Annotated in this window: 21 protein-coding genes; 4 read left to right on the top strand and 17 right to left on the bottom strand. The window is 68.1% G+C overall.

Annotation, left to right across the window (positions count from 1 at the left end):
* Positions 1-162 precede the first annotated feature (162 nt).
* The 15 genes from CSC71_RS15400 to ndk form a co-directional block, all read right to left on the bottom strand.
* The gene (locus CSC71_RS15400) at positions 163-321 is read right to left on the bottom strand and encodes a hypothetical protein (RefSeq protein WP_170295391.1); all 159 of its coding nucleotides are present in this window, start codon (positions 319-321) and stop codon (positions 163-165) included.
* 12 nt (positions 322-333) lie between these two features.
* Positions 334-1,899: a glutamine-hydrolyzing GMP synthase gene (guaA, locus tag CSC71_RS07230; protein WP_162373691.1), complete on the bottom strand. Its 1,566-nt coding sequence runs from the start codon at positions 1,897-1,899 to the stop codon at positions 334-336.
* Positions 1,899-2,261, bottom strand: coding sequence for a hypothetical protein (locus CSC71_RS07225; RefSeq protein WP_162373690.1), 363 nt, complete (start codon positions 2,259-2,261; stop codon positions 1,899-1,901). The genes guaA and CSC71_RS07225 overlap by 1 nt, the downstream gene beginning before the upstream one ends.
* A gap of 34 nt (positions 2,262-2,295) precedes the next feature.
* Positions 2,296-3,756, bottom strand: a complete 1,461-nt coding sequence (guaB, locus tag CSC71_RS07220; RefSeq protein ID WP_162373689.1) for an IMP dehydrogenase — start codon at positions 3,754-3,756, stop codon at positions 2,296-2,298.
* Between the two features lie 180 nt (positions 3,757-3,936).
* Complete coding sequence (folD, locus tag CSC71_RS07215; RefSeq protein ID WP_162373688.1) at positions 3,937-4,794, bottom strand: bifunctional methylenetetrahydrofolate dehydrogenase/methenyltetrahydrofolate cyclohydrolase FolD; 858 nt, start codon at positions 4,792-4,794, stop codon at positions 3,937-3,939.
* Positions 4,795-4,858: 64 nt separating this feature from the next.
* On the bottom strand, positions 4,859-6,691 hold the full coding sequence (locus tag CSC71_RS07210) for a monovalent cation:proton antiporter-2 (CPA2) family protein (RefSeq protein ID WP_162373687.1): 1,833 nt from the start codon (positions 6,689-6,691) through the stop codon (positions 4,859-4,861).
* A 46-nt stretch (positions 6,692-6,737) separates the two neighbouring features.
* A complete protein-coding gene (locus CSC71_RS07205) occupies positions 6,738-7,754 on the bottom strand; it encodes a DUF2272 domain-containing protein (RefSeq protein WP_162373686.1) in 1,017 nt (338 codons plus the stop codon).
* 105 nt (positions 7,755-7,859) lie between these two features.
* The gene (gene moeB / locus CSC71_RS07200; protein WP_162373685.1) at positions 7,860-9,011 is read right to left on the bottom strand and encodes a molybdopterin-synthase adenylyltransferase MoeB; all 1,152 of its coding nucleotides are present in this window, start codon (positions 9,009-9,011) and stop codon (positions 7,860-7,862) included.
* 58 nt (positions 9,012-9,069) lie between these two features.
* Entirely contained in the window at positions 9,070-10,470 is a 1,401-nt protein-coding gene (gene der / locus CSC71_RS07195) for a ribosome biogenesis GTPase Der (RefSeq protein WP_162373684.1), read from the bottom strand.
* A gap of 132 nt (positions 10,471-10,602) precedes the next feature.
* The gene (gene bamB, locus CSC71_RS07190; protein WP_162373683.1) at positions 10,603-12,003 is read right to left on the bottom strand and encodes an outer membrane protein assembly factor BamB; all 1,401 of its coding nucleotides are present in this window, start codon (positions 12,001-12,003) and stop codon (positions 10,603-10,605) included.
* Complete coding sequence (locus tag CSC71_RS07185) at positions 12,003-12,644, bottom strand: YfgM family protein (protein WP_162373682.1); 642 nt, start codon at positions 12,642-12,644, stop codon at positions 12,003-12,005. The genes bamB and CSC71_RS07185 overlap by 1 nt, the downstream gene beginning before the upstream one ends.
* Before the next feature lie 80 nt (positions 12,645-12,724).
* Positions 12,725-13,528 (bottom strand): helix-turn-helix domain-containing protein, encoded by an 804-nt coding sequence (locus CSC71_RS07180; RefSeq protein WP_162373681.1) that lies wholly within the window; start codon positions 13,526-13,528, stop codon positions 12,725-12,727.
* Positions 13,525-14,352 carry a type IV pilus biogenesis/stability protein PilW gene (gene pilW, locus CSC71_RS07175; RefSeq protein WP_162373680.1) on the bottom strand — a complete coding sequence of 276 codons (828 nt, stop codon included), beginning with the start codon at positions 14,350-14,352 and terminating at the stop codon, positions 13,525-13,527. The genes CSC71_RS07180 and pilW overlap by 4 nt, the downstream gene beginning before the upstream one ends.
* Positions 14,339-15,535, bottom strand: a complete 1,197-nt coding sequence (rlmN, locus tag CSC71_RS07170) for a dual-specificity RNA methyltransferase RlmN (RefSeq protein WP_425501928.1) — start codon at positions 15,533-15,535, stop codon at positions 14,339-14,341. The genes pilW and rlmN overlap by 14 nt, the downstream gene beginning before the upstream one ends.
* Positions 15,536-15,570: 35 nt before the next feature.
* Positions 15,571-15,996 carry a nucleoside-diphosphate kinase gene (gene ndk / locus CSC71_RS07165; RefSeq protein WP_162373678.1) on the bottom strand — a complete coding sequence of 142 codons (426 nt, stop codon included), beginning with the start codon at positions 15,994-15,996 and terminating at the stop codon, positions 15,571-15,573.
* Positions 15,997-16,233: 237 nt separating this feature from the next.
* Here ndk and CSC71_RS07160 point away from each other — a divergent pair, with 237 nt between their 5' ends.
* From CSC71_RS07160 to CSC71_RS07150, 3 genes are read left to right on the top strand one after another with little or no spacing between them, the layout of a single operon-like run.
* Positions 16,234-16,854 carry a TetR/AcrR family transcriptional regulator gene (locus tag CSC71_RS07160; RefSeq protein ID WP_162373677.1) on the top strand — a complete coding sequence of 207 codons (621 nt, stop codon included), beginning with the start codon at positions 16,234-16,236 and terminating at the stop codon, positions 16,852-16,854.
* Between the two features lie 34 nt (positions 16,855-16,888).
* Positions 16,889-19,261, top strand: a complete 2,373-nt coding sequence (locus CSC71_RS07155) for a 3-hydroxyacyl-CoA dehydrogenase/enoyl-CoA hydratase family protein (RefSeq protein ID WP_162373676.1) — start codon at positions 16,889-16,891, stop codon at positions 19,259-19,261.
* 23 nt (positions 19,262-19,284) lie between these two features.
* The gene (locus CSC71_RS07150) at positions 19,285-20,493 is read left to right on the top strand and encodes an acetyl-CoA C-acyltransferase (RefSeq protein WP_162373675.1); all 1,209 of its coding nucleotides are present in this window, start codon (positions 19,285-19,287) and stop codon (positions 20,491-20,493) included.
* Positions 20,494-20,590: 97 nt separating this feature from the next.
* Here the strand turns inward: CSC71_RS07150 and CSC71_RS07145 are convergent, their stop codons facing one another.
* Both CSC71_RS07145 and CSC71_RS07140 read right to left on the bottom strand, forming a co-directional pair.
* On the bottom strand, positions 20,591-22,507 hold the full coding sequence (locus tag CSC71_RS07145; RefSeq protein ID WP_425501927.1) for a DUF3857 domain-containing transglutaminase family protein: 1,917 nt from the start codon (positions 22,505-22,507) through the stop codon (positions 20,591-20,593).
* Positions 22,508-22,541: 34 nt separating this feature from the next.
* Positions 22,542-24,905, bottom strand: coding sequence for a DNA translocase FtsK (locus CSC71_RS07140; RefSeq protein ID WP_162373673.1), 2,364 nt, complete (start codon positions 24,903-24,905; stop codon positions 22,542-22,544).
* Positions 24,906-25,182: 277 nt separating this feature from the next.
* On the opposite strand from CSC71_RS07140, the gene trxB reads away from it, so the two are divergent.
* The gene (gene trxB / locus CSC71_RS07135) at positions 25,183-26,148 is read left to right on the top strand and encodes a thioredoxin-disulfide reductase (RefSeq protein WP_162373672.1); all 966 of its coding nucleotides are present in this window, start codon (positions 25,183-25,185) and stop codon (positions 26,146-26,148) included.
* Positions 26,149-26,172: the final 24 nt, after the last annotated feature.

Below are 26,172 nucleotides of genomic sequence, written 5' to 3'. Positions count from 1 at the left end.
GGGCTGCTCCTGTTGCGGGGGAAGTGGCGACGACCACCTCGGCCATCGCTGTCTAGTATCGCCCAGCCCCGTGGAACGATGCAGCCGCCCGCATGCGGCGCCCATGGCCCCGTGGCTTCGGCACCGGCCGTGACGCCGTGCCCGGACGGAACCGGGCAAGGGTTATTCCGGGACCTTGGGTGTCTGTTCGGAGCGCACCGACGGCTTGGCGGAGGCCTTGGCACGCTTCCCCTTGTCGTAATGCCACTTGATGGCGAAGAACATGCCGACGCCGAGCAGCGCGAGCTTGAACACGATGAAAACCACCGGGAACCAGTCCATCGACACGCGCAATCACTCCCACTCGATGGTGGCGGGCGGCTTGCCGCTGATGTCGTAAACTACGCGAGAAACACCACGCAACTCATTGATTATGCGGTTTGAAACCGTGCCAAGCAGGTCGTAGGGCAGGTGTGCCCAGTGCGCGGTCATGAAGTCGATGGTCTCGACCGCACGCAGGGCGATCACCCATTCGTAGGCGCGGGCATCGCCGACCACGCCGACCGACTTGACCGGCAGGAACACGGCGAAGGCCTGCGAGGTCTTGTCGTACCAGCCGGACTTGCGCAGTTCGTCGATGAAGATGGCGTCGGCCTTGGCGAGGAGCTCGGCGTACTCCGCCTTCACTTCGCCCAGGATGCGCACGCCCAGGCCGGGGCCCGGGAACGGATGGCGGTAGACCATCTCGCGCGGCAGGCCGAGTTCGACGCCGAGGCGGCGCACTTCGTCCTTGAACAGCTCGCGCAGCGGCTCGACCAGCTTGAGCTTCATGTCCTCGGGCAGGCCGCCGACGTTGTGGTGCGACTTGATGACGTGGGCCTTGCCGGTCTTGCTGCCGGCCGACTCGATCACGTCCGGGTAGATCGTGCCCTGCGCCAGCCACCTGGCGTTCTTCAGCTTGGCCGACTCCTCGTCGAAGATCTCGACGAACAGGTTGCCGATGATCTTGCGCTTGGCTTCCGGGTCGGCCACGCCTTCCAGCGCCTTGAAGTAGCGGTCACGGGCGTTGACGCGGACGACCTTGACGCCCATGTGCTCGGCCATCGTCGCCATCACCTGGTCGCCTTCCTGCCAGCGCAGCAGGCCGGTGTCGACGAACACGCAGGTCAGCTGGTCGCCGATGGCCTTGTGCAGCAGCGCGGCGACCACCGAGGAATCGACGCCGCCGGACAGGCCCAGGATCACTTCGTCGGAACCGACCTGCTCGCGCACGCGGGCGATCTGGTCCTCGATGATGTTGGCCGAAGTCCACAGCGTCCGGCAGCCGCAGATGTCGACGACGAAGCGGCGCAGCAGCTCCTGGCCCTGCTTGGTGTGGGTGACTTCCGGGTGGAATTGCACGCCGTACCACTTCTTCGCTTCGTTGCTCATCGCCGCGACCGGGATGCGGTCGGTGATCGCGGTGACCGTGAAGCCGGGCGGCGCCTTGGCGACGTGGTCGCCGTGGCTCATCCACACGTCGATGCTGGGCTGGCCAGCGTGGTCGGAAAGGCCGGAGAACAGCCGGTCGGCGGCGACGATCTCGACTTCGGCGTGGCCGAATTCGCGCTGGTCGGCCGCTTCGGTTGCGCCGCCAAGCTGCGCGGCCAGGGTCTGCATGCCGTAGCAGATGCCGAGCAGCGGCAGGCCGCAATCGAACACGTTCTGCGGCGCGGCCGGCGCGCCCTGCTCCGTCGTCGATTCGGGGCCGCCGGAGAGGATGATGCCCTTGGCGCCGAACTTCTCGATCTCGGCCGGGTCGTGGTCCCAGGCCCAGATTTCGCAGTAGACGCCGATCTCGCGGATGCGGCGCGCGATCAGCTGCGTGTACTGCGCGCCGAAGTCGAGGATGAGGATTTTGTCGCTGTGGAGATCGGTCATCATGGAGTTGGTGCGTAGCCGGCTGGATTCTTGAAAATCAGTTCGATGACAATCGAAATGATGAAGCAGATGACCGCTCCCCCAATCGCTGGTATCCAGAACGGTTGGATGACTGCATCCAGCATCCTGGTACCCGGAGGTGCGGTGAATATGGCGCAGTAGATTGCCGAGTAAAGCGCCGCTCCCAATACAACGTTGCCGATGACCCTCGCCAGTCGCCAAGCGAAAGTTCGGCGAAGCAGCCAAACCAACAAGAACGCTGGCAGGCAAAAGACCACGAGGAGCGCCATCCCTCCGAAGATCAGGCCATATGCTTCAGGAAAGATGAATAACAGCCCCGACATCAGGACGAGGGTGAGCAACAACGAATGGACCCACACTCGTCTGAATGCCATATCAGCCCATCCGGTAATTCGGCGGTTCCTTCGTGATCTGCACATCGTGGACATGCGACTCACGCTGCCCCGCACCCGTGATTTTCACGAACTTCGGCTTAACCCGCATTTCCTCGATGGTTGCGCAACCCACGTAGCCCATCGTGGCGCGCAGGCCGCCGACCAACTGGTGGATGATGTTGCCGACCGGGCCGCGGTACGGCACGCGGCCTTCGATGCCTTCCGGCACCAGCTTGTCCGCATCGCTCGCATCCTGGAAATAACGGTCCTTGGACCCCTTCTCCATCGCGCCCAGCGAACCCATGCCGCGGTAGCTCTTGTAGCTGCGGCCCTGGAACAATTCGACTTCGCCCGGGGCTTCCTCGGTGCCGGCGAACAGGCCACCGATCATCACCGTCGATGCGCCGGCGACGATCGCCTTGCCGAGGTCGCCGGAATAGCGGATGCCGCCGTCGGCGATCAGCGGGATGCGGTCCTGCAGCGCCTCGGCGACCATGTCGACCGCGGTGACCTGCGGCACGCCGACGCCGGCGACCATGCGCGTGGTGCAGATCGAGCCCGGGCCGACGCCAACCTTGACCGCGTCCGCACCGGCGTCGAACAGCGCCAGCGCCGCGTCGCCGGTGACGATGTTGCCGCCGATCACCTGCAGGTCCGGGAAGTGCTTCTTCGCCCAGGCCACGCGATCGATGACGCCCTGCGAATGGCCGTGCGCGGTGTCGACGATGACCACGTCGACGCCCGCCGCGACCAGCGCTTCGATGCGCTGGTCGGTATCGCCGCCGACGCCGACCGCGGCGCCGACCATCAGCCGGCTCGACGCGTCCTTCGCGGCGTTCGGATTGTCGGTCTTCTTCTGGATGTCCTTGACCGTGATCAGTCCACGCAGCTCGAAGCCGTCGTTGACCACCAGCACCTTCTCGATGCGGTGCTTGTGCAGCAGGTCGAGCACTTCCTCGTCGCTGGCGCCTTCCCTGACCGTGACCAGCCGGTCCTTCTTGGTCATGATGTGGCGGACCGGATCGTCCAGCTTCTTCTCGAAGCGCATGTCGCGGCTGGTGACGATGCCGACCAGCTGGCCGCCTTCGTCGACCACCGGCACGCCGGAGATGTTGCGCGCCCGGGTCAGCTTGAGCACGTCGCCGATGGTGGTGTTGGGACCGACGGTGAACGGGTCCTTGATCACGCCTGCCTCGAACTTCTTGACCTTGGCCACTTCGGCGGCCTGCTGTTCGACGGTCAGGTTCTTGTGGATGATGCCGATGCCGCCGAGCTGGGCCATCGCGATGGCGAGGCGGGCCTCGGTGACCGTGTCCATCGCCGCGGAAACGATCGGCAGCTTCAGGCGCAGGCCGCGGGTCAGGCGCGTCTCCAGCGAGACGTCCTTGGGCAGCACGGTGGAATGGGCGGGGACGAGGGAAACGTCGTCGTAAGTGAGTGCTTCGGCCTGGATGCGGAGCATCGGCGGGTCCCGGGAGAGTTGGGGAAGCACGTAATTGTATCCTGTTCCCGCGCCTTCTCCCAACGGGAAAAGGCGCCCGGAAGGCGGATCAGGGGCGAACGGAGTGTTGCAGGAGAACGGCCGTTCACCTTCCGGTCTTCGTTCGCCCCCTCGCCCCGACACTCCGCCGCGGGAAAGGGGTCAGGCCGCGGCTTCCGCCGCCTCGATGGTGTTCTGCATCAGCGTGGCCACGGTCATCGGCCCTACCCCGCCCGGCACCGGGGTGATCCAGCTGGCCTTTTCGGCGGCCGCGGCATAGCCGACATCGCCGACCAGGCGACCGTCGTCGAGGCGGTTGATGCCCACGTCGATGACCACGGCGCCCGGCTTGACCCACTCGCCCGGCACGATGCCGGGCCGGCCCACCGCGACCACCAGGATGTCGGCGTCGCGGACCCGGGCCTCCAGCACCTCGCGCGGGGTGAACTTGTGGCAACTGGTCACCGTGCAGCCGGCGATCAGCAGCTCCAGCGCCATCGGCCGGCCGACATGGTTGCTGACGCCGACGATGGTGGCGTTGCGGCCGCGCACCGGCTGGTCGGTATGGGCCAGCAGGGTCACGATGCCGCGCGGGGTGCACGGACGCAGGCCGAACTGGCGCAAGGCCAGGTGGCCGACATTGGCCGGGTGGAAGCCGTCGACGTCCTTGCGCGGGTCGATGCGTTCGATCAGGCGGCTGGCGTCGGGAATGCCCGGCAGCGGCAGCTGGACGAGGATGCCGTGGATCTTCGGGTCGGCGTTCAGGCCGTCGATCAGCGCCAGCAGTTCGGCCTCGGTGGTGCCTTCCGGCAGGTCGTAGTCGAAGGCCTCGATGCCGACCTTCTCCGCCGCGCGGCGCTTGTTGCGCACGTACACGGCCGAAGCCGGATCGCCGCCGACCAGCCCCACCGCCAGCCCCGGCCGCGACTTGCCGGCCGCCAGCCGCGCGTCGACCCGGGTCTTCAGTTCGTCGAGCAGGTCTTCGGCGATGCGGCGGCCATCTAGGATGCGGGCGGTCATGGGGGATTTCGCGGGGGCAATGCGCGTATTTTCCCCGATTCGCGCCGGCGCGTGTAGCGCGGACTCACGCATCCCCGTCGCGGATCGCGTCCTCGGCCTCGCGGTTCAGCGCCTTGCCCTCGCGCCTGGGCCGGGTGAACGGCGTCGGCGTGGCCGGGGCGGTGTTGCCGATGATCAGGGGGCGCCCGGCGCGCACGTCGCCGGCGGCGGTTTCCAGCTCGAAGCGTTCCCGGTCCAGTTCGCGCACCTGTTCGGCGATGCCGTCCGCCTCGTTCTCCGGCACGCCCAGTTCCAGCAGCGCGGCGCGGCCGAACTCCACCGCCGATTCGAAGGTCTCGCGGATCTGGAAGTCGACGCCGGCGTCGACCAGCTTCAGCGAGTGCTCGCGGTCGTAAGAGCGCGCCAGCAGCTTGGCCTGCGGGAATTCGAGCTTCGCCAGTTCGACGATGCGGTCGGTGGCCTCGCGGTCGTCCGCGCAGATCGCGATCGCCCGCGCGCTGCCCGCTCCCGATGCGTGCAGCACGTCCAGCCGCGTGCCGTCGCCGTAGTAGACCTTGAAGCCGAATTCGGCGGCGCTCTGGATCATCTCGATGTCGGTGTCGATGATGGTCACGTCGACGTCGCGCGCCAGCAACGACTGGCTCATCACCTGGCCGAAGCGGCCGAAGCCGATGATCAGCACGCTGCCGGTCTGGCCATCGGCCGCCTCCACGCCCTCCAGCGGTTGCGCCGCCTTCGGCGCGAGGCCGCGCGTCGCCAGGACCAGCAACGGCGTCAGCACCATCGACAGCACCACGATCGCGGTCAGGTTGGCGCCGGTTTCGGCGTCGATCACCCGCCCCGCCGTGGCCGCGGCGAACAGCACGAAGGCGAACTCGCCGCCCTGCGCCATCAGCACCGCGCGGTCCAGCGCATCGGAATGCGCGCTGCGCGTCAGCCGCGCCACCGCGTACACGCACAGCGCCTTTACCAGCATCATCGCCAGCACGCTGACGCCGATCAGCTGCCAGTTGCGCGCCACCACGCCCAGGTCCAGCGACATGCCCACGCCGAGGAAGAACAGGCCCAGGAGGATGCCGCGGAACGGTTCGATGTCGGCCTCGATCTGGTGGCGGAACACCGATTCGGACAACAGCACGCCGGCGAGGAACGCACCCATCGCCATCGACAGCCCGCCGACCTGCATCAGCAACGCCGCGCCCAGCACCACCAGCAGCGCGGCGGCGGTCATCACTTCGCGCGCCTTGGCCGCGGCCAGCACGCGGAACAGCGGATTCAGCAGCCAGATGCCGGCGGCGACCAGCGCGGCCAGCGTCGCCGCGCCGATCCCCAGCTTGCCCCACGCCGCGTCGCCGTCGCCCGCCACCACCGGCGACAGCAGCGCCACGATCGCCAGCAGCGGCACGATCAGCAGGTCCTCGAACAGCAGGATCGCCACGATCTTCTGCCCGCGCGGCAGGGCGATGTCGCCGCGCTCGCCGAGCAGCTGCATCACGATCGCGGTCGAGGTGAGCACGAAGCCGGCCGAACCGATGAACGCCACCGGCAGCGGGAACCCGAACGCCAGCCAGCCGGTCGCGGTCAGCGCCAGCGTGCACGCGGCGATCTGCAGCGCGCCCAGGCCGAAGATCTGCCGGCGCATGCCCCACAGGTGCGACGGGCGCATTTCCAGGCCGATCACGAACAGGTACATCACCACGCCGAGTTCGGCCACGTGCAGGATCGCCTCGGGCTCGGAGAACCAGCCCAGCCCGAACGGGCCGATCAACAGGCCGGCCGTCAGGTAGCCGAGCACCGAGCCCAGGCCCAGCCGGCGGAAAATCGGGACCATCCCCACCGCCGCGCCGAGCAGCGCGACGACTTTGACCAGTTGACTGCTGTCGGCGTCGACGCTCATGCGGCGATTCTAAACGCGCGTCGCGGCCCGGTTGCCTGCCCCGGCGTCATGGGGAAGTCTGCGCGGGTTCCGCGGGCGTGGAGGCCGGCGAAGAGCAGACCTGCATGCCGCCGCCGACTTCGACGCAGCGCTGCGGCGCCTGCGGTTGCGCCCCCTGCGCGGTAACGGGCGGCGGCGGCGCCAGCCGCGCCAGGTCGACCGCCGGCCTGAGCTTCAGCATCACCGCCCAGTCCTGCCGGTTCGAATCGCAGTTGGCCGGCATGTCGGGACTGCACGCGAGGTCGGCCAGCGTCCGCGACGGCAGGCTGGCGAAATAGCCGTTCGCATCCAGCTTCAGCATGCGCAGGGTCACCGCGTTCTGCACGTTGCCACCGACCAGATAGGCCAGCCCGCCGGGCCCGGCGCCGACCACGATGTCGCAATGCATCGCCAGGCCGCCGCTGTCGGCAACGCTCAGCAGCGTGGCGAGGTCGCCGAAGCCGAACAGCCGCGACGCGTTGCGCACCGAGCACAGCAGGTCGCCCGGCGCCGGTTTCGCGCTTTGCGGCGCCTGCACCAGGTACGGGCTCCGCGCCGGGTTGCGGTAGGCCTCGCGCACGTAGTCGATGTGGCTGGCCGAGGCGCGGAATCCCGGCAGACCGGCACGACGCATCACCCACGAGACGAAAGCGCCCGACCACGGGGTGTCGATGACGAAGGTGCGGCAAGCCGGCGAAACGTATCGCGCCGTCGGTGCATAGGCGCATTCGCTGGCGCCGCTGCGGCCGTAGACGCTGCCGAGCAGACCACTCTCGATCCAGTACGTGGCGACCTTGCGCCACGCCTCGGCGCCATCGGCCAGCGGGCCGTTCTCGGCCTCGTACACGGTCAGGCCGCCACTGCGGCCATCCGCATCGATGAAGGGGCGGAACCAGTTCTGGTGTTCCTTGCAGGCATAGGCCGCGATGCGGGTCGCGGTGTCGGCCGAGGCGACCTGGGTGCGCAGCAACGGGCAGGGATCGGCGGCGAGCGCCGGCGCGGCGAACAGCCACGAGGTCAGGCACAGAAGCAACAGGCGGAGCATCCAGCTTCTCCTTGTCACCGGATGCACGGGGGAATGCATCCTTCTTCTCCGGCGGACAGGGTATATCGAAATCCGCGACGGCCGCACCCTCGCGATGCGGCGCCGTCAGCTTCCGGCCGGGGAAGCGCCGCTGCAGAACGCCGCGTAGTCGATGTAGCCGGGGAATTCGCGGCCCGGCGCGCAGACGGCGCATTCCGGATCGGGGGGCAGCCGGATCTCGCGGAAGCGCGCCGCCAGCGCGTCGAAATGCAGCAGGCGGCCGGCCAGCGGTTCGCCGATGCCGAGCAGCAGCTTGATCACCTCGTTGGCCTGCAGCAGGCCGATCACGCCCGGCAGCACGCCGAGCACGCCGGCCTCGGCGCAGTTCGGCGCGAACTCTGGCGGCGGCGGTTCCGGGAACAGGCAGCGATAGCACGGCGCCTGTCCGCGATGGCGGCCGGCGTCGAACACGCCGACCTGCCCTGCGAAGCGTTGCACCGCGCCATACACCAGCGGCTTGCCCAGCTTCACGCAGGCGTCGTTGAGCAGGTATCGCACGGGGAAGTTGTCCGCGCCGTCGACGACCACGTCGACGCCGTCGAGCAGGCGTTCGACATTGCCCGACGTGATGCGCTCGGCGACGGCCTCGACTTGCGTCCGCGGGTTCAGCGCCGACAGCGCCTGCGCCGCCGACGCGACCTTGGCTTCGCCGATGCGCGCGTCGGTGTGCAGGATCTGCCGTTGCAGGTTGCTGCGGTCGACCACGTCGTCGTCGGCGATGCGGATGTGCCCCACTCCGGCGGCGGCGAGGTAAAACGCGGCCGGCGAACCGAGGCCGCCGGCACCGACCAGCAGCACCCGCGATGCCTCCAGCCTGCGCTGTCCTTCGACGCCGATCTCCGGTAGCAGCAGGTGGCGCGAATAGCGCTCGTTGAAGTCGCGCGTGTCGGCATCGGCCTGCGGGACCTCCACCGGCAGGCCCTCGGCGATCCAGCGCGTGGTGCCGCCCTCCACCGAATGCACGTGGGCATAGCCGGCGGCGCGCAGTTTCTCGGCGCACTCGGCCGAACGCTTGCCGGCCTGGCAGATCAGCAGGATTTCGGCGTCGTGCCGCGGCAGGAAATCGTCGGGATGCGATTCGAGTTCGCCGCGCGCCACGCCGAGCGCGCCCTCGGCCTGGCCGCCGGCGCGTTCGTGGGTTTCGCGCACGTCGACCAGCGTCGCGCCGCGGGCGAGCCGGCGCAGCGCTTCGAGCGGGGGGATTTCGAGACCGGCCATGGCGGCATTATCGCGCCATCGGCGCACGCGTGGCGGCCGCGTGCCGGAACGCAGCGGATTACTTGCCGCGCTTCACGTGCCGCATCAGCCGGCGCTTGCGCGCGACCTGGCGCTCGGTCAAGGCGTTCTTGCGGCCTTCGTACGGGTTCACGCCTTCCTTGAACACGAACTGCACCGGGGTGCCGACCAGCTTGAAACGCTTGCGGAAGAAGTTCTCCAGGTAGCGCTTGTACGACTCCGGCAACGCCTTCAGGCGGGTGCCGTGGACGACGAAGGTCGGCGGGTTGCTGCCGCCGGGATGCACGAAGCGCAGCTTGGAGACGTGGCCGCGGATGCTCGGCGGCGGGTTCGATTCGACGGCGATTTCCAGCGCCTTGTTGACTTCGCTGGTGCCGAATTCCCTGGTCGCCGAGGCGTGCGCGCGGTGGATGGCGCGGAACAGCTCGCGCAGGCCGGAGCCGTGCTTGGCGGAGATCTGCACCGCCTCGGCCCAGTTGACGAAGCCCAGCTTCAGCGACAGCAGGTTCAACGCCTGCTCGCGCTGGTAGGCGGTCAGCCCGTCCCACTTGTTCACCGCGACCACCAGCGCGCGGCCGGCGTCGAGGATCGCGCCGAGCACGCTGGCGTCCTGGTCGGTGACGCCCTCGCTGGCGTCGAGCAGCAGCACCGCGACCTGGCACTGCTCGATCGCCTGCAGGGTCTTGACGATCGAGAACTTCTCCACCGCCTCGTCCACCTTCGACTTGCGGCGCAGGCCGGCGGTGTCGACCAGCCGGTACTTGCGGCCGTCGCGCTCGAGGTCGACGGCGATCGAATCGCGCGTCGTGCCCGGCACTTCCGAGGCGATCATCCGTTCCTCGCCGAGCAGGCGGTTGACCAGCGTCGACTTGCCGACGTTCGGGCGGCCGACGAAGGCGATGCGCATCCGCGACGGATCCTCGTCGAGGACTTCGGCCTCGCCCTCTTCCGGCAGGCGCTGCAGCGCCGCGGCGAGCAGTTCGTCGATGCCCTGCCGGTGCGCCGCGGAGACGGCGAGCATGTCGGCGAAGCCGTAACGGGCGAAATCGGCGCGCACGGCGGTTTCGTTCATGCCGTCGATCTTGTTGATCACCAGCAGCGTCGGCCGCGATGCCTTGCGCAGCCAGCGCAGGATGTCGTCGTCCAGCGCCGAGGCGCCTTCCCTGCCGTCGACGACGAACAGCACCAGGTCGGCCTCCTCGGCCGCGGCGCGGGCCTGGCGCGCGGTGGCGCCGGCCAGCCCCTGCTCCTGCTCGGCGATGCCGCCGGTGTCGACGCCGACGAAGTGCCGGTCCGGCTGCAGCCGGCAGACGCCGTAGTTGCGGTCGCGGGTCACGCCCGGCTGGTCGTGCACCAGCGCGTCGCGGCTGCGGGTCAGCGCGTTGAACAGCGTCGATTTGCCGACGTTGGGGCGGCCGACGAGGGCGACGAGGGGAAGCATGGGAAGGGTTCGGGTCGGAATGGAAATTCGGCAAAGCGTAACCGCTTTTCGCCGCGGGGTTCGCCCGGCGCCGAAAGGCGCAGAGCCGGGCGGACCCGGCTCTGCGCGCTGCGACCGTCGGCGACGATGAGGTTATTGCAGGCGGAACGCGGTCACTTCGCCTTCGGTGTTCTGCACCAGCAACAGGTCGCCGGCCAGCACCGGCTTGGCCCGTACCGGGTCGCCGCCGACGCGCTCGCGCGCGGCGAACTCGCCGTTGTCCAGGCGCAGCCAGTGCACGTAGCCATCGTAATCGCCGACCACGGCGTAGTCGCCCTGCACCGTCGGCGCGGTCAGCGAACGCCGCGCCAGGTTCGGGTTCGACCACAATGCGCCGCCGCTGTTGCGGTCCAGCGCCCAGACCACGCCACCCGGGTCGGACACCACCACGCTGCCGGGGGACAGGCCCAGGCCGCCGGCACCGCCGGTGTCGCGCACCCACAGCGGACGCCCGCTGGGGCCGTCGATGGCCAGGGTTTCCTTCTTGTAGCTGGTCGCGTAGATCGTGGTGCCGTCGAGCACCGGGGCGCCGTCGACGTCGGCCATGCGTTCCAGTTCGGTGCGGCCTTCCGGCACGCCCACGGGCTGTTCCCACAGCGGCCGCCCGTCGCGCAGGCTCATCGCGCTGATGGTGCCGTCGTCGTTGCCGGAAAACACGATGCCCGGGCCGAGGGTCAGCGAGGCATTGCCGCGCACGGTCAGGCTGGGCAGCTCGCGCTGCGAGAACCAGCGGCGTTCGCCGCTGGCGGCATCGAAGGCGGTAACGGTGCCGTCGTTGCTGCGCACCAGCACGTAGCCCTGGCCGACTGCGGGCGCGGCGATGACTTCGTTGGAAACCTTGGCGCGCCACTTCTCGGCGCCGGTGGCCGCGTCCAGCGCGATCACCTGGCCGTCGAGCGTGCCGACCGCGACCAGGCCGTCGCCGGCGCCGGGGCCGCCGGTGAAGAACCAGTCGAGTTTTTCCTTGGCCATGCGCTTGGCCAGCTGCTTGGCCAGCTTGCGCTCCTGCTTGGCCGCCTTCAGCTGCTGCTTGGTGCGCTGCTTGTCGGCCTCGGTCTGCTCGCCCGCGTCACTTTCGAAATCGGGCAGTTGTTCTTCCGACGCCAGCAGCTTGGCTTCCTCGGCCTCGCTGAGCTTGCGGCGCTTTTCCGGCTTGTAGCGCCACAGTTCGCGGCCGGTCTGCAGGTCCAGCGCGAACACGCTGCCTTCGGCGGCGGCGGCGTAGACGCGACCGTCGGCGACCGCCGGGGCCTGGCCCAGGCCCAGGTGTTTCTCGCCTTCGCCGACATTGGCGCTCCAGACTTTGGAGACATGCGCGGTCGGGGTGAAATCGGACAGCTCGACCGGCTCGGCGGCCTTCTTCGCCTGCGCCTTCTCGCTGTTGCCGCCGAACCAGCCCTTGACCGTGCTGCACGAGGACAGGGCGATGGCGAGCAACAGCAACGAAGCCGCACGGGCAAGGGTGCCCGAAAAGGAACGGGAAGCGGTTTTCATCAGACGGACTCCGCGGGCTTGGGCGGGGTGCCGCCGACGTCGGTGAGCTTGAGTTCGAGCAGGCGGCGCTCCGGCGCGGCCACGTCGATGCCGGTCAGGGCCTTGAGGTAGGCGTCGCGCGCCTCGTCGCGCTTGCCGGCGGCCAGCAACGCGTCGCCGCGTGCCTCCAGCGACGCCGGATCCTGCGCAACGAGCAGCTTCAGCGCCTCGTCGGGCTTGCCGGTCTCGGTCAGCAGGCGCGCCAAGCGCAGGTTCACCAGGCCCTGCAGCGAAGGATCGGGCTGGATCGCGCGCAGCGTGGCGATGGCGGCATCGGCCTGCCCGGCATCCACTTGCGCACGCGCCAGCTGCAGCGCCGCCAGCCCGGCATAGACGCCGTCGCCGAGCTTGGCCACGGCGGCTTGCGCCTGCTTGGTGTCGACGGGCTTGCCGCCCTGCGGGCGCAGCGCTTCGACGGCGCCCTGGTAGTCGTGGTAGGCCTGTTCGTGCTGTTGCTGCTGGCGCTTCTGCCACCATTGCCAGCCGAAGATCAGCGCCAGGCCCAGTGCTATGCCGCCGAGCAAGCCGGCGCCGTTGTTCCTGAGCCAGTTGCGGACGCGTTCGCCTTGTTCGTGTTCGTCGAGCAGTTCGTCGATCGCCATGCGTTCTCTGTGCCCCGTTCCGACGGGGTCTTGGTTCCGGTTGAGTTCGTCGGCCCCTGGCGCAGGCCGGACGACTCGGGTCAGTCGGCGACCGGGGACAGGGAACCGTCAGAGGATACCGTAAAGCGGGCGACGTTCGCTCGCTGGTACGGCGTCATGTCCACCGTACTACCGGATTGCTGAACCTCGACCTCGGTGACGTTGCCGATCACCATGCGGGCCACTTGACCGGTGGCGAAGCTGCGCTGTTCGCCGGCCTTGACCAGGCCCTGCTCGATCGTGCTGCCGTCGGCGGCGACGATCTGCACCCAGCTTTCGCCGTTGAAGCGCAGGCTCAGCGCGGGCGCGGCGGGACGCGGCAGCGGCGCCAGCGAAGCGGCGATCGGGTCGGACGGCGCGACGGCCGCCGGGCCGGCGGGGACCACATCCAGCGGCGCGGTCGCCTGCGGCCGGCTCTCGACGTGCGGCCGCGTCGCCAGCCACACCGGGATGGCGAAGAAACACAGGGTGAGCACCACGTACAGCGAGCGGCGGCCGACGTTCTCGAGCAGGCGCTGGTACGGCGGGGTGTGGCTGTGGCTGACCAGTTCGGCCGGGCGCGGCGCCTGGGCCTGGAACTGCTGCAAGAAGGGTTCGATGTCGACCTTCAGCAACTTGGCGTAGCTGCGCAGCTGGCCACGGATGAAGACCGGCGCGCTGAGCTGCTCCCAGCGCTCGTGCTCCAGCGATTCCAGCACGCGGACCTGCATCTTCAGGCTCTGGCTGACTTCCTGCAGGCTCAGGCCGCTGCGTTCGCGGGCTTCGCGCAACAGCGCGCCGACGCCCAGGCCGGCGCCTTCCGGCGCACTGCCCTGGCGAAACTCGTTCGGCAAATCAGCAGTCATGGCTCGGATGCCCTCCCCGGGGCGTTGGTCGTGGTGTTCGCGGCATCCGGGAACTCCGTCCGCAACCGCTGTTCGTATCGACTGGCGGCAACCCTGTCGCCGAGCGCATTCTCTATATTACGCGCGAGTTGTAGCACGTCGGCGTTCGCCGGTGCAGCGGCAAGTCTCCGTTCTGTGAACGCCCTCGCTTCCAAATAGCGACCCTGCCTGAATTCGCCTTCCGCCATCGAGGCCAGCGCATAGGCATTGACCGGGTCGAGCTCCAGCGCCTTGCGCAGGTCGCGTTCACCGCGCTCGTACTGCCCGCTTTTCAGTGCGCAGCCGCCGGCGTTGGCCAGCGCCGCTGCCGGGGTGGCGTAATTCGGCGCGGCCAGGGCGCGGTCGAACCAGACCAGCGCTTCGGCCGGGTAGCCGTTGCCGCACAGCCACGCGCCGTAATTGTTCAGCACGCCACCATCGGCCGGGGCCAGTTCGGCCGCCTGCCGGTAGTGGGCGCCGGCGGCTTCCTGCTGGCCGCGGCTCTGCTCGATGATGGCCAGCAGGGTGTGCGCCCCGGCCGAGTCCGGGTTCCGCTTCAGCGCCAGTCGCGCCTGGCGCTCGGCGGTGGCGATGTCGCCGGCCTGCAGGCGTTGCGAGGCCAGTTGCAGGCGTTCCTGCGCGGCCAGCCGGCGCTTGGTCTGTTCGCTGTCGTGGACGCTGTACGCGGGCGCCGCCGGCTCGTAGCGTTCGATCTTGGAGGCGGGGCGGATGAAGGTCAGGCGCGAGCAGGCCGTCGCGGACAGCGCAAGGACGAGGAGCGGCACGAGCGCCTCACGCAGCCGCATCGTTCACTCCCTGTGCCTGCAACTTGCGCTTGAACTCGGCCTGGCGGCGAGTCCGGTCCATCACCTGCCCCTTCAGCTGGCCGCAGGCGGCGTCGATGTCGTCGCCGCGGGTGCGCCTGACCATGGTCAGCACGTGCGCATCCAGCAGGATCTTCTGGAACGCGCGGATGTCTTCCTCCGGCGCGCGCTCGTAGCGGGTGCCGGGGAACGGGTTGAACGGGATCAGGTTGACCTTGGCCGCATCCTTCAGTTGCGCGGCATTGCCGAACTTGCGCATCAGCTGCGCCAGCTGGCGCGCGTGCTCCGGCTGGTCGTTGACGCCCTTCATCAGCGTGTATTCGAAGGTCACCGAGTCGCGCTTCTTGTTGTGCCTGAGCCAGCGCACGCACGAGGCCATCAGTTCGGCGATCGGGTACTTCCTGTTCAGCGGCACCAGTTGCTCGCGCAGCGCGTCGTTCGGTGCGTGCAGCGACACCGCCAGCGACACGTCGGTCTCGGTCGACAGGCGGTCGATCATCGGCACCAGGCCGGAGGTGGACAGCGTCACCCGCTTGCTGGCCAGGCCGTAGCCGAGGTCGTCGCGCATGATGTTCATCGCGCGCACGACGTTGTCGAAGTTCAGCAACGGCTCGCCCATGCCCATCATCACCACGTTGGTGAGGCGGCGGTTCTGCGCCGGCACGTTGCCGAGGTCGCGCGCGGTGATCCAGACCTGGCCGATGATCTCGGCGGTGCTCAGGTTGCGGTTGAAGCCCTGGGTGGCGGTCGAACAGAACGTGCAGTTCAGGCCGCAGCCGACCTGCGACGACACGCACAGCGTGCCGCGGCCCTTGTCGGGGATATAGACGGTTTCGACGGCGTTCTTGCCGTCGACGCCCATGCCGAGCAGCCACTTGTGCGTGCCGTCGGCGGAAGGCTTGTCGAAGACGACGTTGGGGACGACGACCTCGGCGTGCTCCTGCAGCTTGGCGCGCAAGGCCTTGCCGAGGTCGGTCATCCGGTCGAAGTCGGTGACGTAGCGGTGGTGGATCCACTTCATCACCTGGTGGGCGCGGAACTTCTGTTCGCCGAGGGTTTCGACGAAGAACTTCTCCATGCCCTCGCGGTCGAGGTCGAGCAGGTTCTGCTTCGCGGGCACGGGCGCGGCGGCGGACGGGGCGTCCGCCGCCAGCTTCAATTCGATCGGTGCGAACCCGTGGCCGCTCACGACTGCATCACTCAGCGCGAAAACACTTCGGTCGCGGCGAAGAAGTACGCGATCTCGATGTTCGCGTTCTCGACCGAGTCCGAACCGTGCGCGGCGTTGGCGTCGATGCTGTCGGCGAAGTCGGCGCGGATCGTGCCCGGCGCGGCCTCCTTCGGGTTGGTGGCGCCGAGGATCTCGCGATGCTTGAGCACGGCGTTCTCGCCTTCCAGCACCTGGATCGCGACCGGGCCGCTGGTCATGAATTCGACCAGCGCGTTGAAGAACGGACGCTCCTTGTGCACGGCGTAGAAGCCTTCGGCTTCGCGGCGCGACAGGTGCTTCATCTTCGCGGCGACGATCTTCAGACCGGCCTTTTCGAAACGGGCATAGATTTCGCCGATGACGTTCTTGGCGACGGCATCGGGCTTGACGATCGACAGGGTGCGCTCCAGCGCCATGGACTTGGTCTCCGTTGGGCGGGCCACTCGAGGTGAAGCCCGCAGGTTAGCAATGAAAAAAACCCGCGTCAAAACGCGGGCTTAGACGAAACTGCGTAGACGAAATTGTAACCGGCCAAAGCCGCCATTGGAATGCCCGGCCACACGGTTTTGCTGCAGAGCAGCATGACAAAGTCGCGGCCCGCACCCACAATCAAACAAGCGTTTGATTCAGGCCCTGCCCGGCCCTCTACCGACATGTCCCACGCCAGCCACTTCTCGACCAAGGACCGCATCCTCGGTGCGGCCGAGGAACTGTTCGCCCAGCACGGCTTCGCCGGCACCTCGCTGCGCCAGGTCACCAGCCGCGCCGACGTCAACATCGCCGCGGTCAACTACCACTTCGGCAGCAAGGAAAACCTGGTCAACGAGGTGTTCCGCCGACGCATGGACGAGATGACCGAGCTGCGCCTGCGCAGCCTGCGCGAGGCGAAGGAAAAGCACCCCGGCGAACTGGAGCCGGTCCTCGCCGCCTTCATCGAGCCGGCGCTGGCCATGGCCCAGGACCGCCACGGCGGCGGCGCCTTCGTGCGGGTGATCGCCCGCGCCTACGCCGAGAAGAACGACAGCCTGCGCCGTTTCCTGTCCGAACACTACGGCCACGTGCTGCGCGAGTTCGCCAAGGCCATCGCCGCCTGCGTGCCGGCGCTGAGCAAGGAGCAGTTGTACTGGCGGCTGGACTTCATCGCCGGCGCGCTGACCTACGCCATGGCCGATTTCGGGATGATCCGCCGTCCCGATGGCGTCACCGAGAAGGCGCACCGCGAGCGCGCCGCGCGCGAACTGATCCATTTCGCGGCCGCCGGGCTGAATAGCTGATTTTATTTCCTTTAATTACAAAGGGTTGACGAAAATGTCTCAGAAACTACTTGTCCGACGGGCAGCCGTGCTCGGCGCCGGCGTGATGGGCGCGCAGATCGCCGCCCACCTGACCAATGCGGGCGTCGACACCGTGCTGTTCGACTTGCCGGCGAAGGAAGGCGATCCCAACGGCATCGTGCTGAAGGCGATCGCCAACCTGGGCAAGCTCAGCCCCGCCCCGCTGGCCAGCAAGGCGCTGGCCGAGGCCATCACTCCCGCCAACTATGATTCGGGCGCCGAGTTGCTGAAGGATTGCGACCTGATCGTCGAGGCGATCGCCGAGCGGATGGACTGGAAGCAGGACCTGTATAGGAAGATCGCCCCGTTCGTGCCGGCGCACGCGGTGCTGGCCAGCAACACCTCCGGTCTGGGCATCAACAAGCTGGCCGAGGTGCTGCCGGAGGAACTGCGCCACCGCTTCTGCGGCGTGCACTTCTTCAACCCGCCGCGCTACATGCACCTGGCCGAGCTGATCCCGGCCCGCACCACCGACGCGGCGGTGCTCGAAGGCCTCGAGACCTTCCTGACCAGCACCCTCGGCAAGGGCGTGGTCTACGCCAAGGACACGCCGAATTTCATCGGCAACCGCATCGGCGTGTTCTCGATCCTCGCCACCGCGCACCACACCGCCGAGTTCAAGCTCGGCTTCGACGAGGTCGACGCGCTCACCGGCCCGCTGATCGGCCGGCCGAAGTCGGCGACCTACCGCACCTCGGACGTGGTCGGGCTGGACACCATGGCCCACGTCATCAAGACCATGGCCGACACCCTGCCCGACGACCCGTGGCACAAGTACTTCAAGTCGCCGGCGTGGCTGGATGCGCTGATCGCCAAGGGCGCGCTGGGCCAGAAGACCGGCGCCGGCATCTTCCGCAAGGTCGGCAAGGACATCGTCGTGCTCGACCTGGAGAAGCAGGACTATCGCGCCTCCGACCGCGTCGCCGCGCCGGAAGTGGTCGAGATCCTGAAGCTCAGGAACCCGGCCGAGAAGTTCGCCAGGCTGCGCGAAAGCCGGCATCCGCAGGCGCAGTTCCTGTGGGCGGTGTTCCGCGACCTGTTCCATTATTCGGCCTACCACCTGGCCGACATCGCCGACACCGCGCGCGACGTCGACCTGGCGATCCGCTGGGGCTACGGCTGGAGCCTGGGCCCGTTCGAGACCTGGCAGGCCGCCGGCTGGAAGCAGGTGGCGCAGTGGATCGCCGACGACATCGTCGCCGGCAAGGCGATGAGCAGTGCCGCGCTGCCGAACTGGGTGTTCGACGGCCGCGAAGGCGTGCACACCGCGGAAGGCAGCTACAGCCCGGCGAAGAACGCCAAGCTGCCGCGCTCCGCCCTGCCCGTCTACCAGCGCCAGCGTTTCCCCAATCCGCTGCTGGGCGAGGCCTTCAGCAAGGGCGAAACCGTGTTCGAGAACGACGGCGTGCGCCTGTGGACCGACGGCGACGACATCGGCGTGGTCTCGTTCAAGACCAAGATGAACACCGTTTCCGACGCGGTGCTCGACGGCCTGCAGGAAGCGGTCGGCATCGCCGAAGGCAAGTTCAAGGGCCTGGTGCTCTGGCAGGACAAGGAGCCGTTCTCCGCCGGCGCCGACCTGGCCGGTGCGCTCGGCGCGCTGCAAGCCGGCAGGATCGCCGAGTTCGAGGCGATGGTCGCCAACTTCCAGCGCACCAGCCAGCGCATCAAGTACGCGTTGGTGCCGGTGGTCGCGGCGGTGCGCGGCCTCGCCCTCGGCGGCGGCTGCGAGTTCCAGATGCACTCGGCGCGCACGGTCGCGTCGCTGGAAAGCTACATCGGCCTGGTCGAGGCCGGCGTCGGCCTGTTGCCCGCGGGCGGCGGCCTGAAGGAACTGGCGGTGCGCGCTTCCGCGGCGGCCGGCCCGGGCGGCGACGTGTTCGCCGAGCTGAAGAAGACCTTCGAAACCGTGGCGATGGCCAAGGTCTCGACCTCGGCGCTGGAAGCGAAGGAGCTGGGCCTGATGCGCGCCGGCGACAAGGTCGCGTTCAACGCCTACGAACTGCTGTACATCGCGAAGAAGGAAGCGCTGGCGCTGGCCGAGACCGGCTACCGCCCGCCGCTGCCGGCGCGACGCGTGCGGGTCGCCGGCGACGTCGGCATCGCCACCTTCAAGATGCTGCTGGTCAACATGCTGGAAGGCCGTTTCATCAGCGAATACGACTACGAGATCGCCAGCCGCATCGCCACCGTGGTCTGCGGCGGCGAAGTGGACCGCGGCTCGATCGTCGACGAGGAGTGGCTGCTGAAGCTGGAGCGCAAGCACTTCGTCGAACTGGCGCAGCAGCCGAAGACGCAGGCGCGCATCGAGCACATGCTCAAGACCGGCAAGCCGCTCCGCAACTGATTCGACGACAAGGACATACTGAAATGAGCAAGCAAATCCAGGACGCCTACATCGTCGCCGCCACGCGCACCCCGGTGGGCAAGGCCCCGAAGGGCGTGTTCCGCAATACCCGCCCCGACGAACTGCTGGCGCACGTGCTGAAGTCGGTCGTCGCGCAGGCGCCGGGCATCGACGTCTCGCGCATCGACGACGCCGTGATCGGCTGCGCGATGCCCGAGGGCGAGCAAGGCATGAACGTGGCGCGCATCGGCCTGCTGCTGGCCGGGTTGCCGAACACCATCGCCGCGCAGACCATCAACCGTTTCTGTTCGTCGGGCGTGCAGGCCGTGGCGCTGGCGGCCAACGAAATCCGCCTGGGCAACGCCGACCTGATGCTGGCCGGCGGCACCGAGTCGATGTCGATGGTGCCGATGATGGGCAACAAGGTGGCGCTGTCGCCGCAGGTGTTCGCGAAGAACGAGAACGTCGCCATCGCCTACGGCATGGGCATCACCGCCGAGAAGGTGGCCGAGGAATGGAAGGTCAGCCGCGAGGACCAGGACGCCTTCGCCCTCGCCTCGCACCAGAAGGCGATCGCCGCGATCCAGGCCGGCGAGTTCAAGCAGGAAATCAGCCCGTACGAGGTGCTGTCGCACCTGCCCGACCTGGCCGGCAACACGATCCAGCTGAAGAAGAAGCTGGTCGACACCGACGAAGGCCCGCGCCCGGACACCACGCTGGAAGGCCTGGCCAAGCTGCGCACCGTTTTCCGCAACCAGCAGTTCGGTGGCAGCGTCACGGCCGGCAACTCGTCGCAGATGAGCGACGGCGCCGGTGCGGTGCTGTTGGCTTCGGAACAGGCGGTCAAGGACTACGGCCTGACGCCGCTGGCCCGCTTCGTCAGTTTCTCGGTCGCCGGCGTGCGCCCGGAAGTGATGGGCATCGGCCCGATCGCGGCGATCCCGAAGGCGCTGAAGCAGGCCGGCTTGACGAAGGACCAGCTCGACTGGATCGAGTTGAACGAAGCCTTCGCCGCGCAGTCGCTGGCGGTGATCCGGGATTGCGAGCTCGACCCGTCCAAGGTCAACCCGCTGGGCGGCGCCATCGCGCTTGGCCACCCGCTGGGCGCCACCGGCGCGATCCGCACCGCGACGATAGTCCACGGCCTGCGTCGCCATCAGAAGAAGTACGGCATGGTGACGATGTGCATCGGCACCGGCATGGGTGCAGCGGGGATTTTCGAGGCGCTTTGATCGCTGGATTCGGGAAACGAGAAAGGGCAGCTTCGGCTGCCCTTTCTTGTGCCCGAGGTTTCCGCAGGCTGGAGTCGTGCGCGCAGGCCTGCAAAAGCTATTTCGCGTCGCCAGCGACCTGGACCGTCTTCAGGTCGCCATAGACGATCTGCCCGCGGAAGCCGCGGCGCACCTGCTGGAACAACTCGCGGAAGGCGGCGTAATCGCCCGGTTGGCACAGCTTGTCGTCGCCGTGGATCGCATTGAGGTGCAGGCGGTGGGTTGCCGTCACCACCTGCCCTTCCCGCTTCCATTCCACGTCGTACTCGCCGGCGGCGTTGCGGTAACGCTCGCTCTTCGGGATGGCGATGATCGGCACGTCCGCCGGGAACGCGAGCTCGTACGTCTCCTCACGCAGGCTTTCGGTGCAATAGAACGGCGTCAGGTTGGTTTCGCTGGATGCGGAGGCATAGATGTCGCGCATCGAATCGGCGCCGGGCATGTCCGGCAGGACCATGCCGCCGACCGAGCCGAAATCGACGTAGTCGCGGGCGGTGAATGCATAGGCGTAGCCGAACGGCCGGCCCAGGTCGTGCGGGTCGCCCAGGACATCGAGCCTGCCGCTGCCGTTGAAGCCGGAACTGGCGATGATCGATTCCTCGATGCGGCTGCGGTTCTGCGCGGTCAGTTGGGCGAAATTGGCGCGCAGGCCGATTTCCGAACTGGCGCCGTTGTCCAGCGTGGTCCGGCCGGTCACGTCGCCGTTGCCGGAGAAAGCGAACGACACGGTGGCGCGAAGCGCGTTCACCGACGGATTGTTCGGCGGCGTGCGCGCGATCTTCCCGTCCGCGGTGTGCACCACCGGCGCGCCGAGGTCGTTGCCGGGCAATTGCCCGAAGCGCGCGTAGGGGCTGGTCGAATCCAGGTACAGGTCGAATTCCGGCACGTAGGTGATCGCGTGGTTGAAGCGCCCCAGCACCGCGACCGCCGGCAGGGTCGGTCCGCCGCCGGCGCCGATCAGCACCGGCGTGCTGGCGATGCCCTTGGCCGCGAGCAGCGCCTCGAGGACCACGGTGTGGTCCTTGCAGTCGCCGTAGCGGTTGGCGAGGATGCTGCCGGCCGAATTCGGTTCCAGCCCGCCGTTGCCCAGGTACACGGCGACGTAGCGGATGTTCTTCGCCACCCATTCGTAGATCGCCGCCGCCTGCGCGCGGCGGTCGGCGATGCCGCGGGTGATCTCGTCGGCGCGCGCCTGCACCGCCGCCGTGACCTTCGCCGCCTCGCCGGCCTTCAGCTGGTAGGCACGGCCCATCGCCGAATAATCCGCGTAGGTGCTGGCCATGATCGTCGGGCTGAACTCCCACGCCGCGGCGCTCCAGTGCTGCACCTTCATCGGCGTCGGGTTGCTGAAGGTCCATGTCCAGCGCGCGATCCCGTCCTTCACCGCCGGCCGGTCGCCACCCTGCACGTCGCGCACGAAGACGTGCATGGGCAGGTCCGCCGGCGCGGTCAGGGTGACGCGGGCATCGGCGTATTCGGTCAGGCGGCTGAAGGTCTCCCACAGGCTGAAATAACCGGGGAAGTACGGGATGTTCTGGGTCTTGCGGAACGAATAGACCAGCCGCGTGCCCGGCGACAGGTTCGGGAACACGATGACCTTGACCTTGCGGTCGGCGTACATCGCGGCCGAGGCGCTGGAATAGCTTTCCTGGTTGTAGATCTTGTCGGCCGGCACGTCGTGGCGCCGGCCGTCCGGCGTCAGCGTGTACGCGGAAAGGACTTCCAGCGCCTCCATCTTCTCGCTGTAGCTCAGCCGCACCTGGCTCCAGTCGTCGACGCCGGCCTTGGTCTTGATCAGGATTTCGTACTCGTCGATCTCGACGCTGGTGGCGTCGGCGCGTACCTCGTAGTCGGCGCGGTAGCGGACGAAGCTGGAGTTGTTGGCGGCTTCCTGGGCGGCGGGCTGCTGCGCGTCCGCGACCTCGTCCGCAAACGCGACCGGAGCCGCGAATGCGGCCAGCAGGAACAACACGATCAGTCGCATCCGGTACTCCCCGCGAAAAAGCAAATCAGCGCGGCGGCGGCGCCAGCACCGTGCGGTCGCCGTTGTGCTCCGGCGGCGAGACCACCCCGGCCGCTTCCATCGCCTCGATCAGCCGCGCCGCGCGGTTGTAACCGATCTTGAGCCGACGCTGCACGCCGGAGATCGACGCGCGGCGGCTTTCGGTGACGATCTTCACCGCCTCGTCGTACAGCGGGTCGCTTTCCGGATCGCTCGCCGCGGCCGACTCCGGCAGGCCGGTCGCGCCGACGACCACGCCGTCGCCCATCCCCTGCACTTCCTCCAGCACGCCTTCGATGTAGTTGGTCGGCGCGCTGGCCTTGATGTGCTCGACCACGCGGTGCACCTCTTCGTCGCTGACGAAGGCGCCGTGGATGCGTTCCGGCATCGCCGTGCCCGGCGGCAGGTACAGCATGTCGCCGTTGCCGAGCAGCGTTTCCGCGCCGCTCTGGTCGAGGATGGTGCGGCTGTCGATCTTGCTCGATACCTGGAATGCGATGCGGGTCGGCACGTTGGCCTTGATCAGGCCGGTGATCACGTCGACCGATGGCCGCTGCGTGGCCAGGATCAGGTGGATGCCGGCGGCGCGCGCCTTCTGCGCCAGGCGCGCGATCAGTTCCTCGACCTTCTTGCCGACGATCATCATCATGTCGGCGAATTCGTCGATGAAGATGACGATGAAGGGCAGTTCTTCCAGCGCCGGCGGCGCTTCGGCCAGTTCCGGGTTCGGCTTGAACAGCGGGTCGAGCAGCGGCTGGCCGGCGTCCTTGGCGTCCTTCACCTTCTTGTTGAAGCCGGCCAGGTTGCGCACGCCGACCGCGCTCATCAGCTTGTAGCGGCGCTCCATCTCGGCCACGCACCAGCGCAGGCCGTTGGCCGCTTCCTTCATGTCGGTGACGACCGGCGCCAGCAGGTGCGGAATGCCCTGGTAGACGCTGAGTTCCAGCATCTTCGGGTCGATCATCAGCATCCGCAGGTCCTGCGGCGTGGCCTTGTACAGCAGGCTCAGCACCATCGCGTTGACCGCGACCGACTTGCCGGAGCCGGTGGTGCCGGCGACCAGCAGGTGCGGCATGCGCGCCAGGTCGGCCACGGTCGGGCGGCCGGCGATGTCCTTGCCCAGCGCCAGCGTCAGCGGACTGGCGGACTTGTCGTATTCCTTCGAACGCAGCAGTTCGCTGAGGTAGATCATCTCGCGGCTGGTGTTCGGGATCTCCAGGCCGATCACCGACTTGCCGGGGATCACGTCGACCACGCGCACCGACTTGACGCTGAGGCCGCGCGCGATGTCCTTGTCCAGCGAACTGATCGAACTGACCTTGATGCCGGGCGCCGGCTCGATCTCGAAGCGGGTGATCACCGGCCCCGGATAGGCGCCGACCACCTGCGCGTCGATGCGGAAGTCCTTGAGCTTGAATTCGATCTGCCGCGACAGGGTTTCCAGGGTTTCCTCGGAATAGCCCTTGGCCTGCGGCTTGGGATCGTCGAGCAGGGCCAGCGGCGGCAGGCCGGAGCCGTCGCCGCCGGTGCCGTGGAACAGCGGGATCTGCTGCTCGCGCTTGGCGCGGTCGCTCTTCCCCACCCCCGCCGGCGCCGGCGGCTCGATCTTCACCGGCTCGCGGCGCAGGCGCTGCACGGCATCGACCTTGCGCACTTCCTCGCGTTCCTCGCGCAGCGCGCGGGTCTGCTGCCACTGTTCGGCCTGCTGGGTGCCGCGGCGCCACAGCAAGGGCAGCTGCATCACCCAGCCGCCGATGCGTTCCATCACCGCGAACCACGACAGGCCGGTGGCCAGCGTGACCGACACCAGGAACAGCGCCAGCAGGAACAGGTTGCCGCCGAGGCTGCCGAACAGCGAATTCAGCGAACCGCCGACCAGCCTGCCGAGGATGCCGCCCGGCCCGGCCGAGAAATGTTCCGCCGACACCCCGCGCATGAACAGCAGGCCCGTGGCGGAGATCAGGAAACCGACCATGCCCACCAGGCGCAGCGCCGGGCCGAGGTCGGCATCGCCGTCGCCGTCGCTGTCCATGCCGAACAGCGCGATCCAGGCGATCGCGCCGAGGATCACCGGCAGCAGGAAGGCGACATAGCCGCACAGGTACAGCAGCACGTCGGCCAGCCAAGCGCCGACCCGGCCGCCGAGGTTGTGGATGGGGCTCAGCAGGCTGCCGGTCGACTGCGACCAGCCCGGGTCGTCGGGCGAATAGGTGAAAAGGCAGGCCAGCAGGTACAGCAGGAATGGCGCGATGAGGATCAGCGCGATGTCGCGCCACAGGCGTTGGCGGCGCGGGTTCGGTGGCGATGACGACTTGCGGGCAGCCGCCTTGGCGCCCTTCCCCGCTGCACGTTCCGGAAGCTGTTTTGCCACCTTTTTTCCGAACCTTAGGATTGTTCCGTTAGTGTTTGATAATAAACGAATCTGCGAGGCTTTCCAGCCCGGGTTCCCGGCTGCCGTCGCCACAAAAAAAGCCGCGGCCCCGGCGCAGCTTGTCGACGCTGGCGGGCTTCGCATCGCATCGGCGCATTCCATTCTTGCGCCTTGATTCGACTTGCCCGCACCGCCACTCTATGCGCATCGGCATCGCGCATGCAGCTCCTTTCCGCATGCCCGACAGCACCTGTTTCCAACCTCAATCCGAGTATACATGAGCGCTTCCACCCCTTCGCCGAAGCATGCCCGCCTTTTGATCCTGGGTTCCGGCCCCGCCGGCTGGACCGCCGCCGTCTATGCCGCCCGCGCCAACCTCAACCCGGTGCTGATCACCGGCCTGCAGCAGGGCGGCCAGCTGATGACCACCACCGAGGTCGAGAACTGGCCCGGCGGCCCGCACGACCTGCAGGGCCCGGGGCTGATGGCGCAGATGCAGGAGCATGCCGAGCGCTTCAACACCGAGGTCATCTTCGACCACATCCATACCGCCGACCTGTCGAAGCGTCCGTTCACCCTGGTCGGCGACAGCGGCACCTACACCGCCGACGCGCTGGTCATCGCCACCGGCGCGACCGCCAAGTACCTGGGCATCGAATCGGAGGAGAAGTTCAAGGGCCGCGGCGTGTCCGCCTGCGCGACCTGCGACGGCTTCTTCTACCGCGGCCAGGAAGTGGCGGTGATAGGCGGCGGCAACACCGCGGTCGAGGAAGCGCTGTACCTGGCGAACATCGCCAGCAAGGTCTACCTGGTGCATCGCCGCGACACCCTGCGTTCGGAAAAGATCCTGCAGGACCGCCTGTTCGCCAAGGAGAAGGAAGGCAAGGTGGAGTTCGTCTGGCACCACGTGGTCGACGAAGTGCTGGGCGACGAGGCCGGCGTGACCGGCGTGCGCGTGAAGTCGGTGCAGGACGGCAGCACCCGCGACATCCCCGTGCACGGTTTCTTCGTCGCGATCGGCCATACCCCGAACACCAGCCTGTTCGAGGGCCAGCTGGAGATGGAGAACGGCTACCTGAAGATCAGGTCCGGCCTCAACGGCAACGCCACCGCGACCAACATCCCCGGCGTATTCGCCGCCGGCGACGTCACCGACCAGCACTACCGCCAGGCGATCACCTCGGCGGGCTTCGGCTGCATGGCGGCGCTGGATGCCGAGCGGTTCCTGGACAAGGGCGGCTGACCCCTGACGTCGGCGAGCAGGCCG

The sequence above is a fragment of the Pseudoxanthomonas sangjuensis genome (assembly GCF_010211755.1).
In the GTDB taxonomy this organism is placed as follows: domain Bacteria; phylum Pseudomonadota; class Gammaproteobacteria; order Xanthomonadales; family Xanthomonadaceae; genus Pseudoxanthomonas_A; species Pseudoxanthomonas_A sangjuensis.
Note: the sequence above shows the minus strand (reverse complement) of the source record. Positions and strands in the feature narration are given on the sequence as shown.

Excerpts from the sequence above, each read along its gene's own strand:
- CSC71_RS15400 (WP_170295391.1), bottom strand. The coding sequence starts at position 321 with ATGGACTGGTTCCCGGTGGTTTTCATCGTGTTCAAGCTCGCGCTGCTC.
- guaA (WP_162373691.1), bottom strand. The coding sequence starts at position 1,899 with ATGACCGATCTCCACAGCGACAAAATCCTCATCCTCGACTTCGGCGCG.
- guaB (WP_162373689.1), bottom strand. The coding sequence starts at position 3,756 with ATGCTCCGCATCCAGGCCGAAGCACTCACTTACGACGACGTTTCCCTC.
- folD (WP_162373688.1), bottom strand. The coding sequence starts at position 4,794 with ATGACCGCCCGCATCCTAGATGGCCGCCGCATCGCCGAAGACCTGCTC.
- CSC71_RS07210 (WP_162373687.1), bottom strand. The coding sequence starts at position 6,691 with ATGAGCGTCGACGCCGACAGCAGTCAACTGGTCAAAGTCGTCGCGCTG.
- CSC71_RS07205 (WP_162373686.1), bottom strand. The coding sequence starts at position 7,754 with ATGCTCCGCCTGTTGCTTCTGTGCCTGACCTCGTGGCTGTTCGCCGCG.
- moeB (WP_162373685.1), bottom strand. The coding sequence starts at position 9,011 with ATGGCCGGTCTCGAAATCCCCCCGCTCGAAGCGCTGCGCCGGCTCGCC.
- der (WP_162373684.1), bottom strand. The coding sequence starts at position 10,470 with ATGCTTCCCCTCGTCGCCCTCGTCGGCCGCCCCAACGTCGGCAAATCG.
- bamB (WP_162373683.1), bottom strand. The coding sequence starts at position 12,003 with ATGAAAACCGCTTCCCGTTCCTTTTCGGGCACCCTTGCCCGTGCGGCT.
- CSC71_RS07185 (WP_162373682.1), bottom strand. The coding sequence starts at position 12,644 with ATGGCGATCGACGAACTGCTCGACGAACACGAACAAGGCGAACGCGTC.
- CSC71_RS07180 (WP_162373681.1), bottom strand. The coding sequence starts at position 13,528 with ATGACTGCTGATTTGCCGAACGAGTTTCGCCAGGGCAGTGCGCCGGAA.
- pilW (WP_162373680.1), bottom strand. The coding sequence starts at position 14,352 with ATGCGGCTGCGTGAGGCGCTCGTGCCGCTCCTCGTCCTTGCGCTGTCC.
- ndk (WP_162373678.1), bottom strand. The coding sequence starts at position 15,996 with ATGGCGCTGGAGCGCACCCTGTCGATCGTCAAGCCCGATGCCGTCGCC.
- CSC71_RS07160 (WP_162373677.1), top strand. The coding sequence starts at position 16,234 with ATGTCCCACGCCAGCCACTTCTCGACCAAGGACCGCATCCTCGGTGCG.
- CSC71_RS07155 (WP_162373676.1), top strand. The coding sequence starts at position 16,889 with ATGTCTCAGAAACTACTTGTCCGACGGGCAGCCGTGCTCGGCGCCGGC.
- CSC71_RS07150 (WP_162373675.1), top strand. The coding sequence starts at position 19,285 with ATGAGCAAGCAAATCCAGGACGCCTACATCGTCGCCGCCACGCGCACC.
- trxB (WP_162373672.1), top strand. The coding sequence starts at position 25,183 with ATGAGCGCTTCCACCCCTTCGCCGAAGCATGCCCGCCTTTTGATCCTG.